Below are 20,512 nucleotides of genomic sequence, written 5' to 3'. Positions count from 1 at the left end.
CTATCAGTTCGGGCCGTTAAAAATCGGTAGCATTACGCAAATTTTATGTCCACGATGAAAATTAGCTATGCCCTTGCCGCATGTTTGTGCGCGGGCGCAACCACTTATGCGCAGGAATCTCCGCTCTGGAAGGAGTTCCTCGCCGCCCGGAAAACGGGCAAAACGGCCACCCTGCCGGATTTCTCCTACGCAGGGTACCACTTCTCCGAAAAACAGCCGCCGTCCGGCAATTTCAGGAAAATCTTCAACGTCACCGATTACGGAGCGCAGCCGAACGACGAGCGGTACGACGATGACGCCATCCAGGCAACCATTCGCGCCGCAGAGGCCAACCCCGGCGGAGGGATCGTATTGTTCCCCGCAGGGAAATTTCTCATCGCGCCAGACGAAGACAAATCCAAAAAAATCACGATCAACAAATCGGGGATCGTACTGCGGGGAGCCGGCAGCGAAACCGGCGGCACGGAAATCTTCGCCAGTAAAATGCGGATCAACAGCCGGCAGTTCCGCTTCGAACCTGCTTCCCGCGACACCCGCAAACTCGCCGTGATCACCGGCAAAGCGGAACGCGGCGGATTTTGGGTGAACGTGGCCGACGCTTCCGCCCTCAAAGCAGGACAAGACGTTACCCTCCGCCACAAAAGTGAAACTTTCACCCGCCGCTACTTCGCACCGCAGGAGCTGAAGCAGGACTGGTCGCGCCTCTTCGGCAGCAATGGCGGCATGGTCATCCAGGAAATCCACACCATCGCCGAAGTGAAAGGCAACCGTGTGCGTTTCGAAAACCCGCTCCACATCGCCATCGAACCGGTAGAAGGCCACGATTTCATCCTCGAACGGTACGAAGCCCTGGAAGAATGCGGCATCGAAAATATCCGGTTCACCGGCAACTGGAACAGCTATCCGGAGGAATTCGTCCATCACAAAGACAGTATCCACGACGGCGGCTGGTGCGCCATCGCGATGGAATATGTGAAAGACGCGTGGGTACGCTCCTGCACGTTCGAGCACTGGAACGAAGGCATCTTTATCCGTGCTGGTTACCGCGTTACGCTGGAAAACAACCATTTCGGCGGAAAAGGCGGCCACAGCACCATCCACGCGCGCTCCGGCTATGGGGTGCTTGTCCGAAACTGCGACTTCCTTTCCGGCCACCACGGCCCCGGAACGGGTTATACCGGCGTGAATACAGTGGTAACGGGGTGCCGCATGGCGGTAGACCAGAACATCGACAGCCATTCCGGGCAACCCTACGCCACATTATTCGATAACGTGCGCGGCGGCGTGTTCCGTAATATCGGCGGGCCGCAGCCGGGGTTCCCGCATCATGGCCGCGACCTCGTTTTCTGGAATTTCGAACATCGCTCCACCTGGGATTTCACGTATGATTTCTGGGATTTGCAGAAGCGGAAGAATCATACTTTCGCACAACCGGTTTTCGTCGGGTTTACGGCCGACAGGAAAATCCAGTTCAAAAACGAAGGTCGCAACGATTCGCCCGGCAAGCGCGTGGAGCCGCAAAGCCTCTTCGATGCCCAGCTCGGGTTGCGGTTGGCGGAGAAACGATCATCGAAATAGCATCTTTCTATTTTTCATCTTTTTTTCATCTTGTCGATCGATGTTTGCATTGTCAACATCAAATTTTAACCAACAATCGACATTATGAAAACGAAAGGAAATGTATTATTAGCAGCATTTATTGCCATGACTTCGGCTGCAGCAGCGCAGCAGGTTACGAACAAGCAGCAGGCAACGATACAAACCAGTGCGGATGTGCGTGCCGGCAAGAAGGGGGGAATGCGGGAACGTCTGCGCGTGTGGAGCATTCCGGGGAGGCATCGGTTGCAAAACAGCAGGATAGGAAGGCGTCTGCAAAATCGGATACGCGGGTAGGCCAAAGTACGGAGGTTGAACTGAAGCGGGAGTTGGATGCCATGAATGATGGCGTGGTGGCTGTAGGGGAAGAAGTGGGTGCAGCCAAAAAAGAAGGGCTGGAAGTTACCCGGCAGGTTGCCGGCAGTGCGGGGGCATCGGTAAATGCAACGGCAGCCACGGCTGCTGAGGGATCGGCGAAAGTACAACAGGCGGCTTCAGTGGCGGCTTCATCTGTTGGCGGCGCGGTAAAAACCGCAACGAATGCGAATGCGGCGCTGGAAGGAATGGTGAAAGGTGCGCTGGCGGTGCCGCAAGCGGGCGAGGTGTTGCAAGGAGCGGGAGAATTGCCGGTGAAGCCTGCAATGAACGCCAATACGCTTGTGAATGGCTCGTTAAAGGGTGTGGCTCCCATGAAGCTGGAGGCGGCCGGTGCAGTGAATAATGCAATGAAGATCAATGTAACTCCCTTAAGAGGGCAGGTGCGAAATATTACCGCCGGACGAATTAGCATATTATGATATTAAACTTAAACAGGTTTATGTTGTCTTAGAAAATGGCATAGACCTGTTATTTTTACCGAGATGCGGAGATTAGCCGTTTTTATACCCACAAGTTTATTAGTAGTTGTGTTCATTGGAAGAATATGTCCTGTATTTGGCCGGAGTGGGCCGGTACATGGCATTGACCTTGTAGACACAATACCGCCTGCCGTTAAGCCGGCGGGCAAGCAACAAGAAGTTCCGGAGAATAAAACGGTTCCGTTGCCAGAGGCAAAGACGGCGCCGTTGCCGGATATCATTAAGGAAGTGCCAAAATCGAGAAGAAAAATAAAACCTATAGCTGTTCCGGCACCGATGCCGGTAAAGCCGATCCGGATCATCCGGCCGGGTGTTATCCGGAAGACGATCAGGGTGATCGGTTAGAAACATGACCATATGAAAAACTTATGCATTTTAACCATCTCTTTATGGTTGACGGGGTTTTCTGCGCTTGCTGTTCGCGCACAAGACAGTGCTGGTGCTAAAGCTCCGCCGTTGACGCTGACGCTTGCAGTTACGGGTGTCAGCGACGCGAGTTATTACGGGCAAAAGGCGGAAGTGAGGGCGCCGTATGTGGCAGGTGTTGCGCAATTAAAGCTCCGGAGCGGATTTTACTTTACGGGAATGGCGTACCGCTTGCTTGATGACACTATCTCTATCGTGTCTGCAGGGAGCCTGGGCGTAGGGTATACGTTCAAGCTGGGGGAAAAATGGACGGCCGACTTCAGCTACAGTCACGCTTTTTATCCGGAAAATTCGCCCCTGCTGCAAGCTGCCAGCCCAGATAACGCGGGCGCTTCGGTACAATATGATTATTGGGCCACGTCTGGGTTGGGGATTGATTATAACTTCGGAAAGGAGCAGGATGTTTTTGTGACTTTCTCTACGGAAAAACTGGTGCGGCTGGGTTCATTTGCCGCGGGGAAAGACCTGCTGGCCGTTACGCCATCCATCGAGATCACAGGTGGTACCCAGCATTTTTACGATACCTATGTAACGGAGAAAAAATATCGTGACAGCGTTTTGGGTATTCCATTGCCAGTGATTCCAGGAATTCCCGGCGGAGGCGGATCCACTTCCGTTTCAAACGTCGCTAACACCCGGTTCGATATGTTGTCTTACTCATTGCGCCTGCCGTTATCGTACACCCGTGCACATTACATGATCGAGGCGGCGTACCAGGTTTCGGTGCTGGACAAGCGGGCGCAGATAGGCGGGGGGAAGACCAACCATTTTTTTGGATGCAGTTTTTATTACCAGTTCTGATATGACGAAAGTATTGATCGTAGAAGACGAGGTGTTGATTGCACGGGAGATGGAACAGTTTCTGGTGCAGTTGAAATACCATTGTGATATCGCGTACACGGCGGCACAGGCTTCCCGCAAGCTGGAATCCGGCAACTACGATTTTCTGTTGCTGGATCTCGGCTTGCCCGACAAAGACGGGTTGTCGGTTTTGTATGAGGCGAAAAAGGACTTGCCGGATTTGTCGTGCATTATTTTGTCGGCGCGCGGCCAGGTCGAGGATCGCATCCGCGGGCTCGATCTCGGGGCGGATGATTATTTGCCGAAGCCTTTTTCGCTTCCGGAGCTTCACGCTCGGCTGCAGGCTGTTATGCGCCGCAAATTCGGGCTAAGGGAAATGCTGGTTCCGTTGGGCGACTTCCACGTGGATCTTGGCAACCGGCAGGTGCTGTTCGAAGGCAAAGCGTTGCCGTTGTCGAAGAAGGAGATCGATGTGCTGAGTTACCTGTTGCTGCACAAGAACCGCCCCATCACGCGGATGCAGCTGAGCGAGCATATCTGGGGTAACTACGATGGGGAGGAATACGATTCCAACTATATCGATGTACACATCAAGAATATCCGGAAGAAACTTTCTGCAAGGGCTTCCACCGACTGGTTACAGACCATCCGAAACATCGGGTATAAAATCTGTATCTGAATATGGAATTACGGACGAAGCTTACGCTGTATATTACGTTGTCTAAATTGGCCGTTGTGACGTTGTTCGTCCTGGCGCTGCCGTTCCTGGTAGACAGGATCGCATTTCAGTACAATGATTTTTATCTGCGGGAGCAAAAGAAAAAGGTGTTGGAAGTAATTGGGAAGAACGGGCTGGAGTATTACCTGGCGGGCGAAATGGATTACGGCAGTTACACGATGCTGAAAGAGGAATACATTTCGATCGAGCCCGCCGGCCTGAGGGCAGGCGGAGATACGATAGCAACCGTCAGGCGGGTGGTGGAAAACGATACACTTACCTACCGGGTGCTGACGCACATTTTTTCCGATAAAGACACGCCATACATACTGGAAGTGGGAAAAACGGCGGCCACTATCGGGCAGTATAACCGGCCGCTGCAGAAAATGGCCATCTATGTTCTTGCCGGGCTGCTATTTACTACGGTGTTGCTGGATCTCATCTACACGCGTGTCTTGTTAAGGCCGTTGGGAGACATCATCAGGAACCAGCTACTCGGCCGCAAGTTTCCGTTTAAGGACGTTGTGCCACCGGTAAAAACAACGTCCGGGGATTTCCGGTATCTGGACAGTTCGATCTCCGGGCTCATGGAAAGAGTGCGGGAGGCTTTCGACAAGGAAAGGGAGTTTACCGCCAATGCATCGCATGAGCTGATGACGCCGATAAGCATCTTGCAGCACAAGATCGAGAACCTGATGCTGGAAGAGGGCATGGAAGAGCAGACGGAGGCGAGGTTGGTCGCAATGATGAATACTGTTCACCGGCTCCGGAAAATCGTACAGTCCTTGTTGCTGATATCACGAATCGAGAACGATCAGTTTCCGCGGGATGAAGAATTTGCGCTGGCTGATTTGCTGGAAGAAGTAGTGGAAGAATTGCGGCACCGGCTGGAGGATAAGCAGCTTCAGTTGAAAATGGAGGTAAAAGGGGCGATGGTAATTAATATGAACCGCGACCTGATTTTTCAACTTTTTCATAATCTCGTCAATAATGCGATACGCTATAATCGCCCCGGTGGTGATATCTGCATCCGCGATGTAAGGGGGAAAGATGGCCGATATGCCATTATCGTGGAAGACACAGGTATCGGGATCCCGGAACATTCGATCAGTGCCATATTCGAGCGTTTCCGGAAACTCGGGGCGGGAGAGGGGCTGGGATTAGGCTTGTCTATCGTAGCTACGATTGCGAAATATCATGATATTTCCCTGGAAGTGGATTCGGTGGAGGGTAAGGGTTCTGCATTCACTGTATGGTTTCCGCTAACGGGCATGAAAAAGGCCACCGGTTAGGGTGGCCCTTTATATTTCAGAATGGCGAAAGGAGAAGCTAGAACATGATGTCGATCGAGCGGGCCCCGTCGCGGCGGCGGTTGCTGCCGATCTTGGAACCGAACTTCGCGAAATTGTAGGTGAACGACAGCATGAAATACTGGTCTACCATGGCCGTCCGCGTATCGAAAGTGCCGAGTTCCGACACCATGCGGCGGATGTTGGTGTTTTGACGGAAAAGATCGTAGCCGTACAGCTTGATGTTGGCGGATCTTTTCATGAATTCGTACCCGATGGCGGCGCTGTACACCGGTACACCTTTTTTGAAACCCGGCGCGATGTTGGAGTTGTAGGTGTATTGCAGATCGTTGTCGATGAAGAAATTCTTCGGCCAGTAGAGCGTGCCGCCCGCCGTAAAACGCTGCGTAAAATTGCTCGTTTTGACGTTTGTACGGTCGTTGGTCACCTGGTTATAATTGGGGCGGTAATTCATGGTGAGGTCCAGCAGCTCTTTCCAGGAGAACGATGCGTTCACGTTCGGGCCGATGGAGAAGTTTTTACTGACGTTTTTATGCACGGCAGTATCGCCCCGTTTGTTGTTGATATTGGAATAGTTGACGTTGTTGGCATAGTTGACGAAAACGCCGCCGTTCATCCGGAACTGGTAATCCTTTTTCACCTTGTTGTAGCTGAGGTTGATATTACCGTTCGCGTTGTACACGCCGTTCACGTTGATGGCTTGTGTAACCTGGCTACCGTCGCTGTTCACGCGGGTCATGGTCGAGAACTGGTTATTGATCGGGCGGAAGCTGGCGTAGGAGAACATGCCGAAACCGTTCGGTTTGAACTTGTTGTAGTTCAGGTTGAACGATTGGGAGAACACGGTTTTCAGGTCCGGGTTGCCGAGGCGGACGTTCAGCGGGTTGCTGTTATCGGGCACGGGCTGCAACTGCTCGATGCTGGGCTGCTGGCTGAAGCCGTTATAGGAAAACGTCAACTGGCCTTTGTCGGCGAAGGTGTAGGAGATGCGGGTGTTCGGGTTGAAGTTGACCTGCTCTTGCCGGAACGCCTGTTTGTCATAGAACGAGTAGTTTTCCAGCGTGTTGAACAGGACGCCGCCGCCGATGGTGGCGTTGATGTTCTTTTTCTTGTTGCTGAACTGGAAATTGACGGTGGGCGAGTGGGTCATCTGCTTGTTGTTGAAGCGGTTGGAATACAGGCTGTCGAATTCCGAATACCCTTTCTCGTTTTCATCGAAATTATACGTTTCGCGGCGTGAGTTATTGATGTTGTAGCGATAGCTGTACGAAGCGTTCATGCGCCAGCGGTCAGACAGGGGTTCCACGTAGGTGATGGCCGCATCGAGGCTTTCCCTTTTTCCGGAAGTGATGCTTTGCTGGTCGAGGATGTTGGTGGAATCGAGCACGTTATCGACATAGAATTTCTGATCGGAATAATTGAACGCATTGCCGGTGGTTTCTCCGTAGTTCCCGTTAAACCGGAAACTGATGCTTCTGCCTTTTTTGTTCAGCGTGCGCATGGCGTTGAAATCCAGCGAGAAATTATTCTGATCGCTCCGCGAAGTGTTCCGTCCGTTGCGTTCGTTGGCTTTATCGTCGAGGTCGCGGAAGGTCGTTTCTTCGCTGGTGGTGTTGGAAGACTGGCGGGTGTTCGAGAACCGGGGAACGATGCTGAGGATGGTCATGGAATCCAGCTGGTATTCCATGTTCAGGTTGACGTTGTGCGCCTGGTTGCGGCCGTAACCTTCGCGGTTGCCAAATACGCTGCGGTCGTCGTTAAACCGGTTTTCGGAAAGGGTGGAAAATTTTGAATTGGTGTTGTTGAAGTTATAGCTGGTGTTGGATTTCAGGTCTTTTGACCATTCGTCGTTGTAATTCACGCCCAGCATGGAGCCGGTGCGGATGCCTTCGCCGCCGCCGCTGAAGCTCATGCCGTTGACATTCATGCCGCCATCGCCATAAGATACGGTCATGCCGCCGCCGCGCATGGGAGCGGCCGACATGATCTCATTGACGCTGAACCCGGATTTGTTCAGGTTGTTGGAAGAGCCGAGCAGGCTGACCTGCCGTGATCCGTTGAAGAAGTTGATCATACCGCTGGCATCGTACCGCTCGTCGGTCCCATATCCGCCGGTCACCCGGCCGAAGAGGCCCTTCTTTTTACCGGGCTTGAGGGTGAGGTTGATGGTCTTGTCTTCCCCGTCCTTTTCGACGCCCATTTTCGATTCGATCTTCGTTTTGGTGTCAGACACCTGCACTTTGTCGATGATATGGGTGGGGAGGTTCTTCAGTGCGATTTTGGAATCGCCGCCGAAAAAGTCTTTCCCGTCTACCATGATGCGCGACACGGGTTTGCCGTTCACGGTGATCTTACCGTCCTGATCGATGTCCACACCGGGCAATTTCTTGAGCAATTCTTCTACAACGGCGTTGGGCCGGGTCTTGAACGCATCAGCATTGAACTCGATGGTGTCTTTACGGATACTGATGGGTGGGCGGTTCCCGGCTACTTCGACCACGCCCAGTTCGCGCGGCGCGGGGGCGAGGGAAATGCGGCCCAGGTCTGGCGCGTGATCCGTCCCCACCGTCCGGATCCAGGTGCGGTAGCCGGTGTAGGAGATGAGGATGCGGACGGGTTTGCCGGCGGGCAGGCCCGTCAACCGGAAAGCACCCTTCCTGTCGGTAAGGGTGTAAGTGATGAGGCTGCTGTCTTTCGCGTCCTGGGCGGTAACGGTGGCCATTTCGAGGAACTCGTTACTGGCGGAGTCCGCCACGGCGCCCTTGACTTCGGTCCGCTGCTGGGCGGTAGCAGTCAAACAAAACAATAAGAGGATAATCAGGAATGCATTACTACGGTACATCGGAGCGAATTGGTTTCTAGATAGCAAATTACGAAACTTTCGTAGATAAACGAATATAGTAGTTAAAAGATGCATGAGCGGAAAAAATCCACACGCCAGCGGCTGAAATTGTTAAGCCGGAATTGGTAGGTAATAAATAAGTATTTGATAATCAACTATTGCTGAGCAATTCGTTCCAAATAAAAAAAGGGTGACTACATGTGGTAGTCACCCTTTGGTATCCATTTGTAAGGAAGTCGTGATTATGCTTCGGCTTCTGCGTAGGCGCTGGTAGGCTCGCAGGTGCAGATGAGGTTACGGTCGCCGAAGGTGTTGTTCACGCGGGAAACGGAAGGCCAGAACTTGCTGGTTTTCACGTAATCGAGCGGGAAGGCGGCTTGCTGGCGGCCGTAGGGGCGCGTCCACTCGTCGGCGGTGATCACTGCCTGGGTGTGGGGCGCATTTTTCAGCACGTTGTTCGCCTTGTCTGCCTTTCCTTCTTCCACCGCACGGATTTCTTCCCGGATGGAAAGGAGTGCGTCGCAGAAGCGGTCCAGTTCGGCTTTGTCCTCGCTTTCCGTAGGCTCGATCATGATCGTGCCCGGAACCGGGAAGCTCATGGTCGGGGCGTGGAAACCGTAGTCCATCAGTCGCTTGGCCACATCTTCCGCTTCGATGCCTGCGGTGCCTTTGAAGGGGCGCAGGTCTACGATGAATTCGTGGGCGCAGGTGCCGCTCACGCCGGTGTACAGGATGTCGAAGGCATTTTCGAGCCTTGCTTTCATGTAGTTGGCGTTGAGGATCGCGTATTCGGTGGATTTCTTCACGCCCGTACGGCCGAGGAGGCGGATGTAGGCGTAAGAGATCAGCAGGATGGAGGCGCTGCCGAAGGGAGCTGCGGAAACCGCATGCGCCTGTTTGCTGCCGTTACCGGCTGCCTGGAGGTCTACGTGACCGGGCAGGAACGGTGCAAGGTGCTTGGCTACGCAGATGGGGCCCATGCCGGGACCGCCACCGCCGTGGGGGATCGCGAAGGTCTTGTGCAGGTTCAGGTGGCAAACGTCGGCACCGATGAGGCCGGGAGCCGTGAGGCCTACCTGGGCGTTCATGTTGGCGCCGTCCATATATACCTGTCCGCCGTTGTCGTGGATGATCTGGCAAGCCTCTTTCACACCTTCTTCGTAAACGCCGTAGGTGGAGGGGTAAGTGATCATGACACCGGCGAGGTTGTCTTTATGTTGTTCCGCTTTCGCTTTCAGGTCGGCGATATCGATATAACCGTTTTCGAGGGCTTTCACGATCACTACCTTGTAGCCGGCCATAACGGCGGATGCGGGGTTGGTGCCGTGTGCGGAGATGGGGATGAGGATCACGTTGCGGTGCGCTTCACCACGGCTTTCGTGGTAGTTGCGGATGGCGAGGAGGCCGGCGTATTCGCCCTGTGCGCCGGAGTTGGGCTGCAGGGAGCAGGCGTCGAACGCGGTGATTTTGCAAAGGTAATCGCTCAGTTCCCGGATGATCTGGAGGTAACCGCCGGCCTGTTCTGCCGGGGCGAAGGGGTGCATTTTGCTCCAGTGGCTCCAGGTGAGGGGGATCATTTCGGTGGCTGCGTTCAGTTTCATGGTGCAGGAACCGAGGGAGATCATGGAAGTATTGAGCGAAAGGTCTTTATTTTCCAGCCATTTGATGTAACGCATCATTTCCGTTTCGCTGTGGTGGGTGTTGAACACCGGGTGCAGCAGGTAGGGGCTGGTACGTTGCAGATCGGCGGGGATGCCGCTGGCTGCGCTTTCCACATCGGCTTCGGTTACTTTGCCGGCGCCGAAAACGGCGAGCACGGCGTTCACGTCTTCCACGGAAGCGGTCTCGTCCAGCGAAATGCCCAGCTGGTTAGCGGAGATTTTGCGGAAGTTGATGCCGGCTGCCTGTGCTTTGGCGTGGATGGCGGGTGCGTCGGTTACGGAAAGGGTGATGGTATCGAAATGGCCTGCATTCACGGTTTGAACGCCGGCTGCGGCCAGTTTGGCTTTCAGCGCGGAAGTGAGCAGGCTGGTTTTGAGGGCGATGTTTTTGAGCCCTTCCGGCCCGTGGAACACGGCGTACATGGCGGCCATGTTGGCGAGGAGCGCCTGTGCGGTACAGATATTGGAAGTGGCTTTTTCGCGTTTGATGTGCTGCTCGCGGGTCTGGAGCGCCATGCGCAGGGCGCGCTGGTTTTGCGCGTCGATGCTCACACCGATGATACGGCCGGGGATGGAACGTTTGAATTCATCTTTGGTGGAGAAGAACGCCGCGTGCGGGCCACCGAAGCCCAGGGGAACGCCGAAACGCTGTGCGCTGCCCAGCGCCGCGTCTGCACCCAGCTCGCCCGGAGGCGTGAGGAGCGTCAGCGCCAGGAGGTCGGTAGCCATGGCCACGTAAGCGCCGGCACCGTGTACCTTTTCGATGAAGGAACGGTAGTCTGCCACGGTGCCCTCGGCACCGGGGTACTGTACCAGCGCACCGAAGAACTGCTCGTCGATGGCAACGGTCTCGTAATTACCGAATACCACCTCGATCTGCAAAGGCATGGCGCGGGTCAGCACCACGTCTTTGGTTTGCGGCATCACGCGCTCGTCCACGAAAAACTTGCCGCGGGTAATATGCTCATGGTCTTTGTTCAGGGCGTTGAAGAACATCGTCATCGCTTCTGCCGCAGCGGTAGATTCGTCGAGCAGGGAGGCGTTGGCGATGGGCAGGCCGGTGAGGTCGCTCACCATGGTCTGGAAGTTCAGGAGGCTTTCGAGACGGCCCTGGCTGATCTCGGCCTGGTATGGCGTATATTGGGTATACCATCCCGGGTTCTCGAAAATATTCCGCAGAATCACGCTCGGCGTGATCGTGTCGTAATATCCCTGGCCGATATAATTCTTGAATACTTTGTTTTTCAGCGAAATGTCTTTCAGCATCGCCAGGTAATCATACTCGCTCATCCCTTCGGGAATGTCTAGCGCGTGCTGCATCCGGATAGAAGCGGGTACCGTTTTGCCCGTCAGTTCATCTACACTTCCGATGCCGATCTTTTCGAGCATGGCGCGGGTTTCCGCCTCATTCGGCCCGATGTGGCGGCCAATGAAAGCATGCTTGAACGTATTCAATAAATTCATGATGTAAGCAGGTATTAATTGAAAGAATGCGCAAAGCTATGATGTTTTTCCACAATGGCCAAAACACCCGGTCTACAGGGGATATAGGGCTGATATTACCCGGCCTTCCGCGCCGCAGATTGTCATGGGATTTTCATACCGGGAGATTATCCTATTTTTGCGGTCAAACAGCGTACATGTCAGTCAGTCTTACGGATTGGGAAAAAAAGCGAAAGAACAGCAGAAAGCGAACAAACAGTTCCTTCAGAAAATGCAGAACCGAAAGGGAAAAGGCGTCGAAAAGCACCTGCCCGGCCTGCATGAGGAGGCGTTTTCCCAGATCGACTGCCTCCAGTGCGCCGGTTGCTGCAAAACCATCAGCCCCCGCTTCAAAACCCCCGACATCAAGCGCATCTCCAAACACCTCGGCCTCCGCGAAAGCGTGTTCATTGAAACGTACCTGCGGCTGGACGAAGACGGCGATTACGTCGTGAAACGCAGTCCCTGCCCGTTCCTCGGCGAAGACAACTACTGCGGGATTTACGACGTTCGCCCCGGCGATTGCCACAATTATCCCTACACCGACAGCTACGAATTCTTCAAGCGCCCGAACACCACGCTGCTGAACAGCACGATCTGCCCGGCCGTGTTTTACGTGCTGGAACGGCTGAAATCCATCATTAAATAAAGGAAGCTATGCTTTTTGCGGTCGCATGGCCGGCGAAGCCGTGGCCTGCGTTGCCATAGGATGTAAACCGGTGAGGCGGCAGTACAGGCCGTCTGGTTTGGAAAGATGGATGTGGCCAGAATGAACACAGCGCGCCTTCCGCTACGCCTTCAGATCGAGTTTGCGCATGGCGGGGGAGATGATGTAAGTGGTGATCACGATGCCGAGCGTCATGCAGCCGCCGAACACCACCGAGCCCACGGGCCCCATGATCCGCGCCGCCACCCCGCTCTCGAACGATCCCAGCTCGTTGCTCGACCCCACGAAAATGGAGCTCACCGAAGATACCCGGCCCCGCATATCGTCCGGCGTTTTGAGCTGGAGGATCGTTTGCCGGATGATCACGCTGATCCCGTCGAGCATCCCGCTGCCGAACAGCGCCGCCATCGACAGGATGAAATTCTTCGAAATCCCGAACACGATGATGCAAAGCCCGAACCCGAACACCGCCGCCAGCAGCTTGATGCCGGGTTTGGTCACGATCGGGCGGTAGGCCAGGGCCATCATGGTCAGGAAAGCGCCGATCGCCGGCGCAGCGCGCAAAGCCCCGAAGCCTTCGGGCCCCACTTTCAGGATATCGTTCGCATATATGGTGATCATGGCCACAGAGCCGCCGAAAAGTACGGCGAACATATCGAGCGTCATGGCGTTCAGCAGCACCTTCGTGTCCCACACGAATTTCAACCCCTTCGTCAACCGCTCCTTCACCGTTTCCCCCATCTCCTTATAATGTACCGGCTTGCGCTTGATCTGTAATATGCAAAAGAGCGCCACCAGTATGCATCCCAGCACCAGGAGCATCGACCAGTGCACGCCGAACGCCGCAATGCAAAGCCCGCCCAGCGCAGGCCCGGCGATAGCGCCGATCTGCCAGGCGGATGTGCTCCAGGTAGTGGCGTTCACATACAGTTCGCGCGGCACCAGCAGCCCCAGCAGCGAAAAGTTGCTCGGGCTCACGAACGCTCGGATGATCCCGCCGCAGCAAACAAAAAAGTAGATCATGAAAAGCACCCAGGATTGCGGAACGCCGCGCATGACATCGTCCCAGGTGAGGAGGAACAGCCCCGTTCCCACGAAAACATAACCCAGCAGGCACTTCAGCACCATGCCGCGCTTTTCCTTCTTGTCAACGATATTCCCGGCGAAAAGCGCCAGGCAGAAAGCGGGGATGAACTCCGCCAGGCCGATGAGGCCCAGGTTGAGCGGGTCGCGGGTAAGGATGTACACCTTCCATTCGATAATGGCGAATTGCATCGCCAGCGCGAAGATCGTCGCAAAACGGATCACCAGGAAATACCTGAATTCCACATTCCGCATCGAGGCGTACGGGTCGTTCCGGGGTACTGAAGCTTCTTCCAAGCGGGTCTGTTTTAATCCGTGCCAAAGGTAAGCGTTTCCCGCCAAAGCCTTTCCCGTCCTTCCACCAGATTTTTCTGGCAGCGTATAGCCGGAAGCATTATTTTTATCACGCTAAAATTCCATTTAATGAAACTAGTCAGTTTGATTTTCGCAGGCGCGCTTTCCACCTGCCCTCTTTTCGTTTCCGCACAACAGGCGCGGCTCCAGCTGGTGACGGATGAAGTCATGTCGCCCGTGTGCATGGCCGTTCCGGGAGACGGATCCAACCGCCAGTTCATCGTCCAGAAAGAAGGCCGGGTCTGGATCGTCCAGAACGGTAAATTGCAGCCCAAACCCTTTATCGACGTGAGTGCCGACATGGTGAAGGTAAACCCCGCGTACGACGAGCGCGGGCTGCTCGGCATGGCCTTCCATCCCAAATTCAAACAGAACGGCAAATTCTACCTCTATTTCAGCGCGCCCGTAGCCAATCCCCGCAAAGGCCTCAACCATAAATCGGTGGTGGCGGAATACCGGGTGGGAAAGGCGGCCGACAATTCGGCAGACCCTTCCACCAAACGTGTGCTGCTGGAATTCGACCAGCCCGAAAGCAACCATAACGGCGGAGATATCATCTTCGGCCGCGATGGTTACCTCTACATCGCGTCCGGCGATGGCGGCGGTGGTGGCGACAAGCACGGGACCATCGGCAACGGGCAGGATCTGGGCACGCTGCTGGGGAAAATTCTCCGCATCGACGTCAACGGTTCGCCGTACGGCATTCCGAAAGACAATCCATTCCTGAACACGGCCGGCGCGAAAGGGGAAATCTGGGCGTACGGGCTCCGGAATCCCTGGCGCATATCGTTCGACAAGGCCAATGGACGGCTGTTTGCGGGCGATGTCGGGCAAAACAAGTATGAAGAAGTGGACATCGTGACCAAAGGCGGGAATTTCGGCTGGCGGATCATGGAAGGGTACCACGAATTCAACGTTCCCGAAGGCGCCGGCAAAGCGAAACTCATCGAGCCCATCCACGAATACGACCATGCAGACGGAATCAGCATTACCGGCGGATATGTATACCGCGGGAAAGCATTGCCTGCGCTCACCGGGAAATATATCTTCGGCGACTACAACGGCAAAACCTGGACGCTCACGGAAAAAGGCGGGAAGTGGACACGGGAAGACCTCGTTTTCGCCAACAAACCCGGCGGGAATCTGCAGTTGCTGAGCTGGGGACAGGATGAAGCGGGCGAAATCTACATGCTGGTGACGATCGCCGGCGCCAACAACAAAGGCGGTGTTTACAAGCTCGTAAAATAGGACGAACCTGCCATTCCGGCTTACCAATGGCGCCGTTGGCAGGCGGGCGGTAGGCCGGAATGGTATATTGCACGGTTTTTGACCGCAAGAATATGTTAAATCGAATACAGGCCTTTAGAACTGCGTGATTTAGGCTTATATTTGATTAGAGAATCCGCAGGCGCAAAAGCGGCCTGATTTGAAAAAAATCCAATTGACAGGGTTATGAAGATGAAACTGAAAGCGGTCGTTCCAATAATGCTCATCGTTTGCTTATTGGCTGGCATATTTGCATTCGCGAAGATCGGAGTGAATGACGACCCACCCGGAAGATACCAGACGATCATGACCCTGGTGGGGCAGATCCTCAAAGAAGGCCATTATCAGCCTAAACCGATCAACGACGCCTTTTCCCGTGAAGTATTCACGAAATACCTCAAGAACATCGACGGCGAAAAGAAATTTTTCCTGCAAAGCGATATCGACGAACTGAAGAAACTGGAAAATCATGTGGACGACGAACTGAACGGCGCACCGCTGGATTTCTTCAACAAAAGTACCGAGCTGATCAAGCAGCGCACGGTGGAAGTGTCGACCATTTACCAGGACATTCTTTCCAAACCGTTCGATTTCAACAAGGCCGAAAAAATGGATATCGACCCCGATGCCATTCCCTGGCCGGCCGATGAAGCGGCCCGTGTGGAAGCCTGGAGGAAAGCCCTCAAGTACCGCACCCTCGAAAAATACGCCGATCTCACCACCATCCGCGATAAGGAGAAAAACGGCAAAACCGACGCCCAGCTCGAAGCCGAAGCCCGCGAAAAAGTGAAGAAAGTCTACGACCGTTATTTCGACCGGCTGAAAAACCGGACGAAAGACGACGACCGTTTCTCGCTCTACGTGAACGCCATCACCACCACCATGGACCCCCATACCGATTACATGCCGCCGCTGGAGAAACGCTCCTTCCAGGAGTCGATGGCCGGCAAGTTCTACGGTATCGGCGCGCAGCTCCGGGAGGAAGAAGGCCGCATCAAGATCGTGAGCATCGTTACCGGCAGCCCCTCCTGGAAACAGGGCCAGCTGAAGGCAGACGACGTGATCCTGAAAGTAGGCGAAGGCGATAAGGAACCGATCGACATCGGCGGGTTCCCCGTGGAAGAAGCCGTGACCCACATCCGCGGCTCCAAAGGCAGCGTAGTGAAACTCACCGTGAAAAGCGTGGACGGCACCATCAAGGTGATCCCCATCGTGCGCGACGAGATCAAGCTCGACGATGTGTTCGCCAAATCAGCCGTGATCAACAATCAGCATAAAATCGGTTATATCTACCTTCCCGAATTCTACGCGGATTTCAACGACCGCCAGGGTGCGTTTTCGTATGACGACGTGGCCCGGGAAATCGAAAAGCTGAAAGCCGAGAAAGTAGACGGTATCATCCTCGATCTCCGCTTCAACGGCGGCGGTTCGCTGCCCGACGTGATCAAGATGGCGGGCCTCTTCGTACCCGAAGGCACCATGGTGCAGGTACGTTCCCGCTCCGGCGAAGTGCAGCAGCAGCGCGACCGCGATAAAGGCGTAGCCTACGACGGGCCCCTCGCCATCATGGTGAACGAATTCAGCGCCTCCGCTTCGGAAATCATGGCAGCCGCCATGCAGGACTACAAGCGCGCCGTGATCATCGGCAGCCCCAGCACTTTCGGTAAAGGTACCGTGCAACGCCTCCTCGACCTCGACGCCTTCGTGAAAGGGGACGTAGGCGGCAGCCTCGGCGCCATCAAGCTCACCGTTCAGAAATTCTACCGCGCCAACGGCGGCTCCACTCAATTGAAAGGCGTGGAATCAGACGTGGTGCTGCCTTCTCCTTACTACGAAGTTGGCGAGAAGAAAGACAAGGACGCCCTGAAGTGGGACGTGGTGCCCCAGGCTGATTATACCGCCTGGAACGAACCGGTAGACGTGGCCCCGCTGAAAGCCAAATCCGCAGCGCGCGTCGCCAACAACGAAGCGTTCCGCATGATCAACGAAAACATCGCCACCCTTAAAAAGCTGGACGAGCAGAAAACCTACCCGCTGGACATCGCGTCTTACCGCGCAGACCAGAAAAAGAACGCAGCGGCGCTCAAACGCTACGATTCCGTGAACGACAAGGTACAGCCGCTCAACATCTCCAGCCTCAAGGCCGATCTGGACAAAATAGGCACAGACACCGTGAAACTGGCCCGTAACAAAGACTGGATCAAGGCGCGGCACAAAGACCCTTACCTCAGCGAAGCGGTCAATGTCATGAACGATCTCATCATGCAGCAATCGTTCCCCAAGCTGAAAAACAACTACACCGAAACGAAGGTCAACGAACCGAAACGATAAAAGAAAAAGGGTAAAGCATCGCGCTTTACCCTTTTTTAGTTTTGGGCTGATGACGATTCCCGATTATTCTGATTTTAATACCCGGCTGCGCGGCGATACGCCGTTTTCGTTTACCGCTTCGATGCGGAAGTAATAAGGCAGCGTGCGGTCCATTCCCTTAAAGTAATATTCGTTTTTACCGTGCACCATGATGCAGTTGTACAGCTTCTCCGGATGCGTGCCGAAATAGATGTTGTACGCATAGGCATCGCTGGAGGGCGACCACTTCAGCCAGGCGCTCCGTTTGTCTTTTTCGGTCCGCAGCACCATGAAGGTTTTAACCGTGTCCGGGACGGCGCCGTGGCCTTTGCCGAAGGCGCGCAGGCCGCTGATGGCGAACTTCCCGGTGGGCATGTGCACGTTTTCCAGTTTGAGGAAGCGGGTTTCCAGGGGTTTTTCCAGCTGGATGTAGTCGTGCGGCACATCGGTGCGGTTGCGGCTTTTGTCGGCCAACAGGTGCCATTTTTTGCCGTCGGTGGAGCGGTAGAGTTTATATTGATGGAAGATATGTGTTTGTTTGCCGAGGAATTCCGCGTCCTGGTCGGCGTAGTTGATCTGAACGGCGTGTACGGTGGAAACGGCGCCCAGGTCTGTCTGTATCCATTCTCCGGCGTTGCCGGTGGCCGCGCTCCAGTAGGTCTTGATGTCTTCATCCACCGCGTAATTGGGCAGATAGGCGCCGAGGGTGGAGGAAACGGTGACGGGGCGCTGGTAGTTCAGCAACATCCAACCGGTGAAGCGCTGGTCGGCGTAGTGCGGGTAATCGCCGAAGGCGGTGTTGCAGAACATGACGCCTTCCTTATCGAACCCCGCGGGCCATAGCCCCAACCGCCGTTCGAAGTTGTTCTTCACTGATATGGCGATGGTGCTGATGTGCCACCATTTCCCCGCGTTGTCCTGGAACGTGGCGCCATGCCCGGCGCCCCGCGCAAATCCGCCGGGCTTGTAGCTGACGGGGTCGGGCTGCGGGGTGAAGGGGCCGAGCGGGGTTTCGCCGACCACCACGCCGTCTGCATACCCGGAGAACTCGGTGCCGGGGGCACCGTATTGCAGGTAATATTTGTTATTGTGCTTCGTCATCCAGGCCCCTTCGATAAACGGGTCGAGGAAGGTGTTGTCGTTATATTCGCCGAAGCGCTGCCATCCGTAGCGCCAGTCTTCCAGCAGGTACATTTCCTTCCGCGTGCCTTTCGGCGCAAACCTTTTTCTGTCCATTTCAACGCCATACAGTGGGTAGCGGTTGCTGCTGCCGTTGTACATGTAGAGGCGCCCGTCGTCGTCGGGGAAAAACGCGGGGTCCCAGCCGCCGATCCCGAGTGAGTCCAGTGCTTCCGTCCAGACGTTGGCCTTGGGGTTGGTGCTCATCCAGATGGGGAAATCGCCGGTGTAGGTGGAGCCGAAAACGAACAGGGTGTCGCCCATGGCCCAGGCGGCGGGGGCGCATAGTTCGTCGTACACTTTGTGCCATGGCTTGAGGAATTTCCGCGGCACGAAGGTCCAGTTCAGCAGATCGGGGCTATGCCAGTATCCCCACTGGTTGGTGCTGAAGAGGTAAAAATCGCCCTTGAACGGAACGATCACCGGGTCGGCCGTGGCCCTGTGCCGCCCCCATTCCGAGAAATTGGGGATGGGCGTGTACCCGTAGTCGAGGTTCATCGGGTTGCAATACGTTTGCTGGGCCTGCGTTTCCACGCCGGCGAGCAACAACAGTGCGGTGAGCGTTTTGCGTAATATCATGGGATGTACGGACTTTCAAACCCCAGGTTCTTCAATCCCGCCTTCACTTCCGGGCAACCCATAAACAGCTGCCAGAGGAGTTTGCTGCGGTAATTTTCAATCATCACGATGATCGGGCCCTGGTCGATGGCGAGGAAGGAACTGGCGAACCAGTTGGTTTTGGGCGAAAATGCGTCGATGAAACCATATTCCTTCCAGAGCTTGTCGCCGAGCTTATAATAAAAGTAATCCAAAGCCATGCCTGATTGTTCGGGCGTGTACGGAAAAGATGCCAGTGCCGCGGTGGGAGCGATAACGCCCACATCGTTGGTGGGGGAGCTGGCGGTGTAGCCGTCTTTGATATCGCTGGCGGTGAGGCCCCATAATTTCTCGGAGTATCCGCGGTTTTGCGGGTCGGTTTTACAGTAGTTCCAGTTGATGAGGGCGTGGCGTTTGTTCTGTTCCCAATAGTCGGCATGTGGATCGCGGAGGCCGGTAGGGTCGAGGCCGAGGAAGGAATAGTGGGCGAAGAAGAGCGGCCCGCCGTATTCGGGGCCCAGCGGCAGCGGGAGGCCGTAATACGTGCGGTTGGTACGCATGGCGCCGTTGCGGGTCCAGCCTTCGTCGTACACGGATTTCGGGATGGCATGGGTGGGGGAGGATGCGGCCAGCACGTAAGTGATGAGGCACTCGTTCCAGCCGGAAATGGCCATGTTCATGGCCCAGCCCTTGTCCGGGCTCCAGTGCCAGTAAAGTTTCTGTTCGCCGTTTTTCCGGAAGAAAGTCCAGTCTACGGCGTGCCAGATGTCGTTGATGTCTTTGCGGAGCGAGGATTCCTCTTCCCCCGCGCCATTAAAAAACTGCCGCGCGCACAACAATCCCTGGATGAGATAGGAGGTTTCCACGAGATCGGCACCATTGTCGTTGGCGCTGAACGGAACGGTGGCGCCGCTGGCACCGTTGAACCAGTGCGGATAAGCGCCGTGATAGGCCACGGCTTTGGTTTTTAGAAATGTTGTCATCTTCTTCAGCCGGGCCAGCCCTTCCGCACGGGTGATGAACTGGCGGTGAACGGCTACAATAATGGCCATGACGCCGAAGCCGGTACCGCCGGAAGTCACGATGTCGCCGGAGGTATTGCGCTCGCGGGACAGGCCGCTGACGGGGTGCCCGAAGTCCCAGAAGTATTTGAAGGTCTGCTGCTGCACTTTGGTCAACAGCGCATCCCGCGAGATGCGCTCGAATTTGTCGGCCGTGTCTTTCGACGGCCCGGGCCCCGGAACGGGAGCCCCGTCGCCCTTGCCGGAGCAGGACGACAGGCTACCCAGTAACAGGAACACCCAGAGAATGGGTTTAAGCATGG

14 protein-coding genes are annotated in these 20,512 nt (G+C 55.2%); 8 read left to right on the top strand and 6 right to left on the bottom strand.

Annotation, left to right across the window (positions count from 1 at the left end):
* Nucleotides 1-54: 54 nt before the first annotated feature.
* Nucleotides 55-1,578, top strand: a complete 1,524-nt coding sequence (locus WJU22_RS25015) for a DUF4955 domain-containing protein (protein ID WP_341840901.1) — start codon at nt 55-57, stop codon at nt 1,576-1,578.
* Between the two features lie 44 nt (nt 1,579-1,622).
* Nucleotides 1,623-2,393 carry a hypothetical protein gene (locus WJU22_RS25010; protein WP_341840900.1) on the top strand — a complete coding sequence of 257 codons (771 nt, stop codon included), beginning with the start codon at nt 1,623-1,625 and terminating at the stop codon, nt 2,391-2,393.
* Between the two features lie 8 nt (nt 2,394-2,401).
* Here the strand turns inward: WJU22_RS25010 and WJU22_RS25005 are convergent, their stop codons facing one another.
* Nucleotides 2,402-2,755 (bottom strand): hypothetical protein, encoded by a 354-nt coding sequence (locus WJU22_RS25005; protein WP_341840899.1) that lies wholly within the window; start codon nt 2,753-2,755, stop codon nt 2,402-2,404.
* 55 nt (nt 2,756-2,810) lie between these two features.
* On the opposite strand from WJU22_RS25005, the gene WJU22_RS25000 reads away from it, so the two are divergent.
* Genes WJU22_RS25000 through WJU22_RS24990 form a run of 3 tightly spaced genes read left to right on the top strand, consistent with a single transcriptional unit; the run spans nt 2,811 to nt 5,690 of the window.
* Nucleotides 2,811-3,680: a hypothetical protein gene (locus WJU22_RS25000; protein ID WP_341840898.1), complete on the top strand. Its 870-nt coding sequence runs from the start codon at nt 2,811-2,813 to the stop codon at nt 3,678-3,680.
* Between the two features lies 1 nt (nt 3,681).
* Nucleotides 3,682-4,359 carry a response regulator transcription factor gene (locus tag WJU22_RS24995; protein ID WP_341840897.1) on the top strand — a complete coding sequence of 226 codons (678 nt, stop codon included), beginning with the start codon at nt 3,682-3,684 and terminating at the stop codon, nt 4,357-4,359.
* A gap of 2 nt (nt 4,360-4,361) precedes the next feature.
* A complete protein-coding gene (locus WJU22_RS24990) occupies nt 4,362-5,690 on the top strand; it encodes a HAMP domain-containing sensor histidine kinase (RefSeq protein WP_341840896.1) in 1,329 nt (442 codons plus the stop codon).
* 37 nt (nt 5,691-5,727) lie between these two features.
* On the opposite strand, the gene WJU22_RS24985 is transcribed toward WJU22_RS24990, so the two are convergent.
* Together WJU22_RS24985 and gcvP are read right to left on the bottom strand one after the other, a co-directional pair.
* Complete coding sequence (locus tag WJU22_RS24985) at nt 5,728-8,505, bottom strand: outer membrane beta-barrel family protein (RefSeq protein WP_341840895.1); 2,778 nt, start codon at nt 8,503-8,505, stop codon at nt 5,728-5,730.
* Between the two features lie 287 nt (nt 8,506-8,792).
* Nucleotides 8,793-11,675: an aminomethyl-transferring glycine dehydrogenase gene (gcvP, locus tag WJU22_RS24980; protein WP_341840894.1), complete on the bottom strand. Its 2,883-nt coding sequence runs from the start codon at nt 11,673-11,675 to the stop codon at nt 8,793-8,795.
* Between the two features lie 250 nt (nt 11,676-11,925).
* On the opposite strand from gcvP, the gene WJU22_RS24975 reads away from it, so the two are divergent.
* Nucleotides 11,926-12,342, top strand: a complete 417-nt coding sequence (locus WJU22_RS24975; RefSeq protein WP_341840893.1) for a YkgJ family cysteine cluster protein — start codon at nt 11,926-11,928, stop codon at nt 12,340-12,342.
* Nucleotides 12,343-12,483: 141 nt separating this feature from the next.
* Here the strand turns inward: WJU22_RS24975 and WJU22_RS24970 are convergent, their stop codons facing one another.
* Nucleotides 12,484-13,740 carry an MFS transporter gene (locus WJU22_RS24970; protein ID WP_341840892.1) on the bottom strand — a complete coding sequence of 419 codons (1,257 nt, stop codon included), beginning with the start codon at nt 13,738-13,740 and terminating at the stop codon, nt 12,484-12,486.
* Nucleotides 13,741-13,866: 126 nt separating this feature from the next.
* On the opposite strand from WJU22_RS24970, the gene WJU22_RS24965 reads away from it, so the two are divergent.
* Complete coding sequence (locus WJU22_RS24965; RefSeq protein WP_341840891.1) at nt 13,867-15,045, top strand: PQQ-dependent sugar dehydrogenase; 1,179 nt, start codon at nt 13,867-13,869, stop codon at nt 15,043-15,045.
* 204 nt (nt 15,046-15,249) lie between these two features.
* Entirely contained in the window at nt 15,250-17,394 is a 2,145-nt protein-coding gene (locus WJU22_RS24960) for a carboxy terminal-processing peptidase (protein ID WP_341840890.1), read from the top strand.
* A 63-nt stretch (nt 17,395-17,457) separates the two neighbouring features.
* Here the strand turns inward: WJU22_RS24960 and WJU22_RS24955 are convergent, their stop codons facing one another.
* Together WJU22_RS24955 and WJU22_RS24950 are read right to left on the bottom strand one after the other, a co-directional pair.
* Nucleotides 17,458-19,170, bottom strand: a complete 1,713-nt coding sequence (locus WJU22_RS24955; protein ID WP_341840889.1) for a family 43 glycosylhydrolase — start codon at nt 19,168-19,170, stop codon at nt 17,458-17,460.
* Nucleotides 19,167-20,510: a glucoamylase family protein gene (locus WJU22_RS24950; RefSeq protein ID WP_341840888.1), complete on the bottom strand. Its 1,344-nt coding sequence runs from the start codon at nt 20,508-20,510 to the stop codon at nt 19,167-19,169. The genes WJU22_RS24955 and WJU22_RS24950 overlap by 4 nt, the downstream gene beginning before the upstream one ends.
* Between the last annotated feature and the right edge of the window lie 2 nt (nt 20,511-20,512).

The organism is Chitinophaga caseinilytica (genome assembly GCF_038396765.1).
Classification (GTDB): domain Bacteria; phylum Bacteroidota; class Bacteroidia; order Chitinophagales; family Chitinophagaceae; genus Chitinophaga; species Chitinophaga caseinilytica.
This window is presented reverse-complemented; position numbering and strand designations above follow the sequence as displayed.

Bases quoted from the DNA above. Each gene is read 5' to 3' on its own strand.
- WJU22_RS25015 (WP_341840901.1), top strand. From the start codon at position 55: ATGAAAATTAGCTATGCCCTTGCCGCATGTTTGTGCGCGGGCGCAACC.
- WJU22_RS25005 (WP_341840899.1), bottom strand. From the start codon at position 2,755: ATGATCCGGATCGGCTTTACCGGCATCGGTGCCGGAACAGCTATAGGT.
- WJU22_RS25000 (WP_341840898.1), top strand. From the start codon at position 2,811: ATGAAAAACTTATGCATTTTAACCATCTCTTTATGGTTGACGGGGTTT.
- WJU22_RS24995 (WP_341840897.1), top strand. From the start codon at position 3,682: ATGACGAAAGTATTGATCGTAGAAGACGAGGTGTTGATTGCACGGGAG.
- WJU22_RS24990 (WP_341840896.1), top strand. From the start codon at position 4,362: ATGGAATTACGGACGAAGCTTACGCTGTATATTACGTTGTCTAAATTG.
- gcvP (WP_341840894.1), bottom strand. From the start codon at position 11,675: ATGAATTTATTGAATACGTTCAAGCATGCTTTCATTGGCCGCCACATC.
- WJU22_RS24975 (WP_341840893.1), top strand. From the start codon at position 11,926: ATGCAGAACCGAAAGGGAAAAGGCGTCGAAAAGCACCTGCCCGGCCTG.
- WJU22_RS24965 (WP_341840891.1), top strand. From the start codon at position 13,867: ATGAAACTAGTCAGTTTGATTTTCGCAGGCGCGCTTTCCACCTGCCCT.
- WJU22_RS24960 (WP_341840890.1), top strand. From the start codon at position 15,250: ATGAAGATGAAACTGAAAGCGGTCGTTCCAATAATGCTCATCGTTTGC.
- WJU22_RS24955 (WP_341840889.1), bottom strand. From the start codon at position 19,170: ATGATATTACGCAAAACGCTCACCGCACTGTTGTTGCTCGCCGGCGTG.
- WJU22_RS24950 (WP_341840888.1), bottom strand. From the start codon at position 20,510: ATGCTTAAACCCATTCTCTGGGTGTTCCTGTTACTGGGTAGCCTGTCG.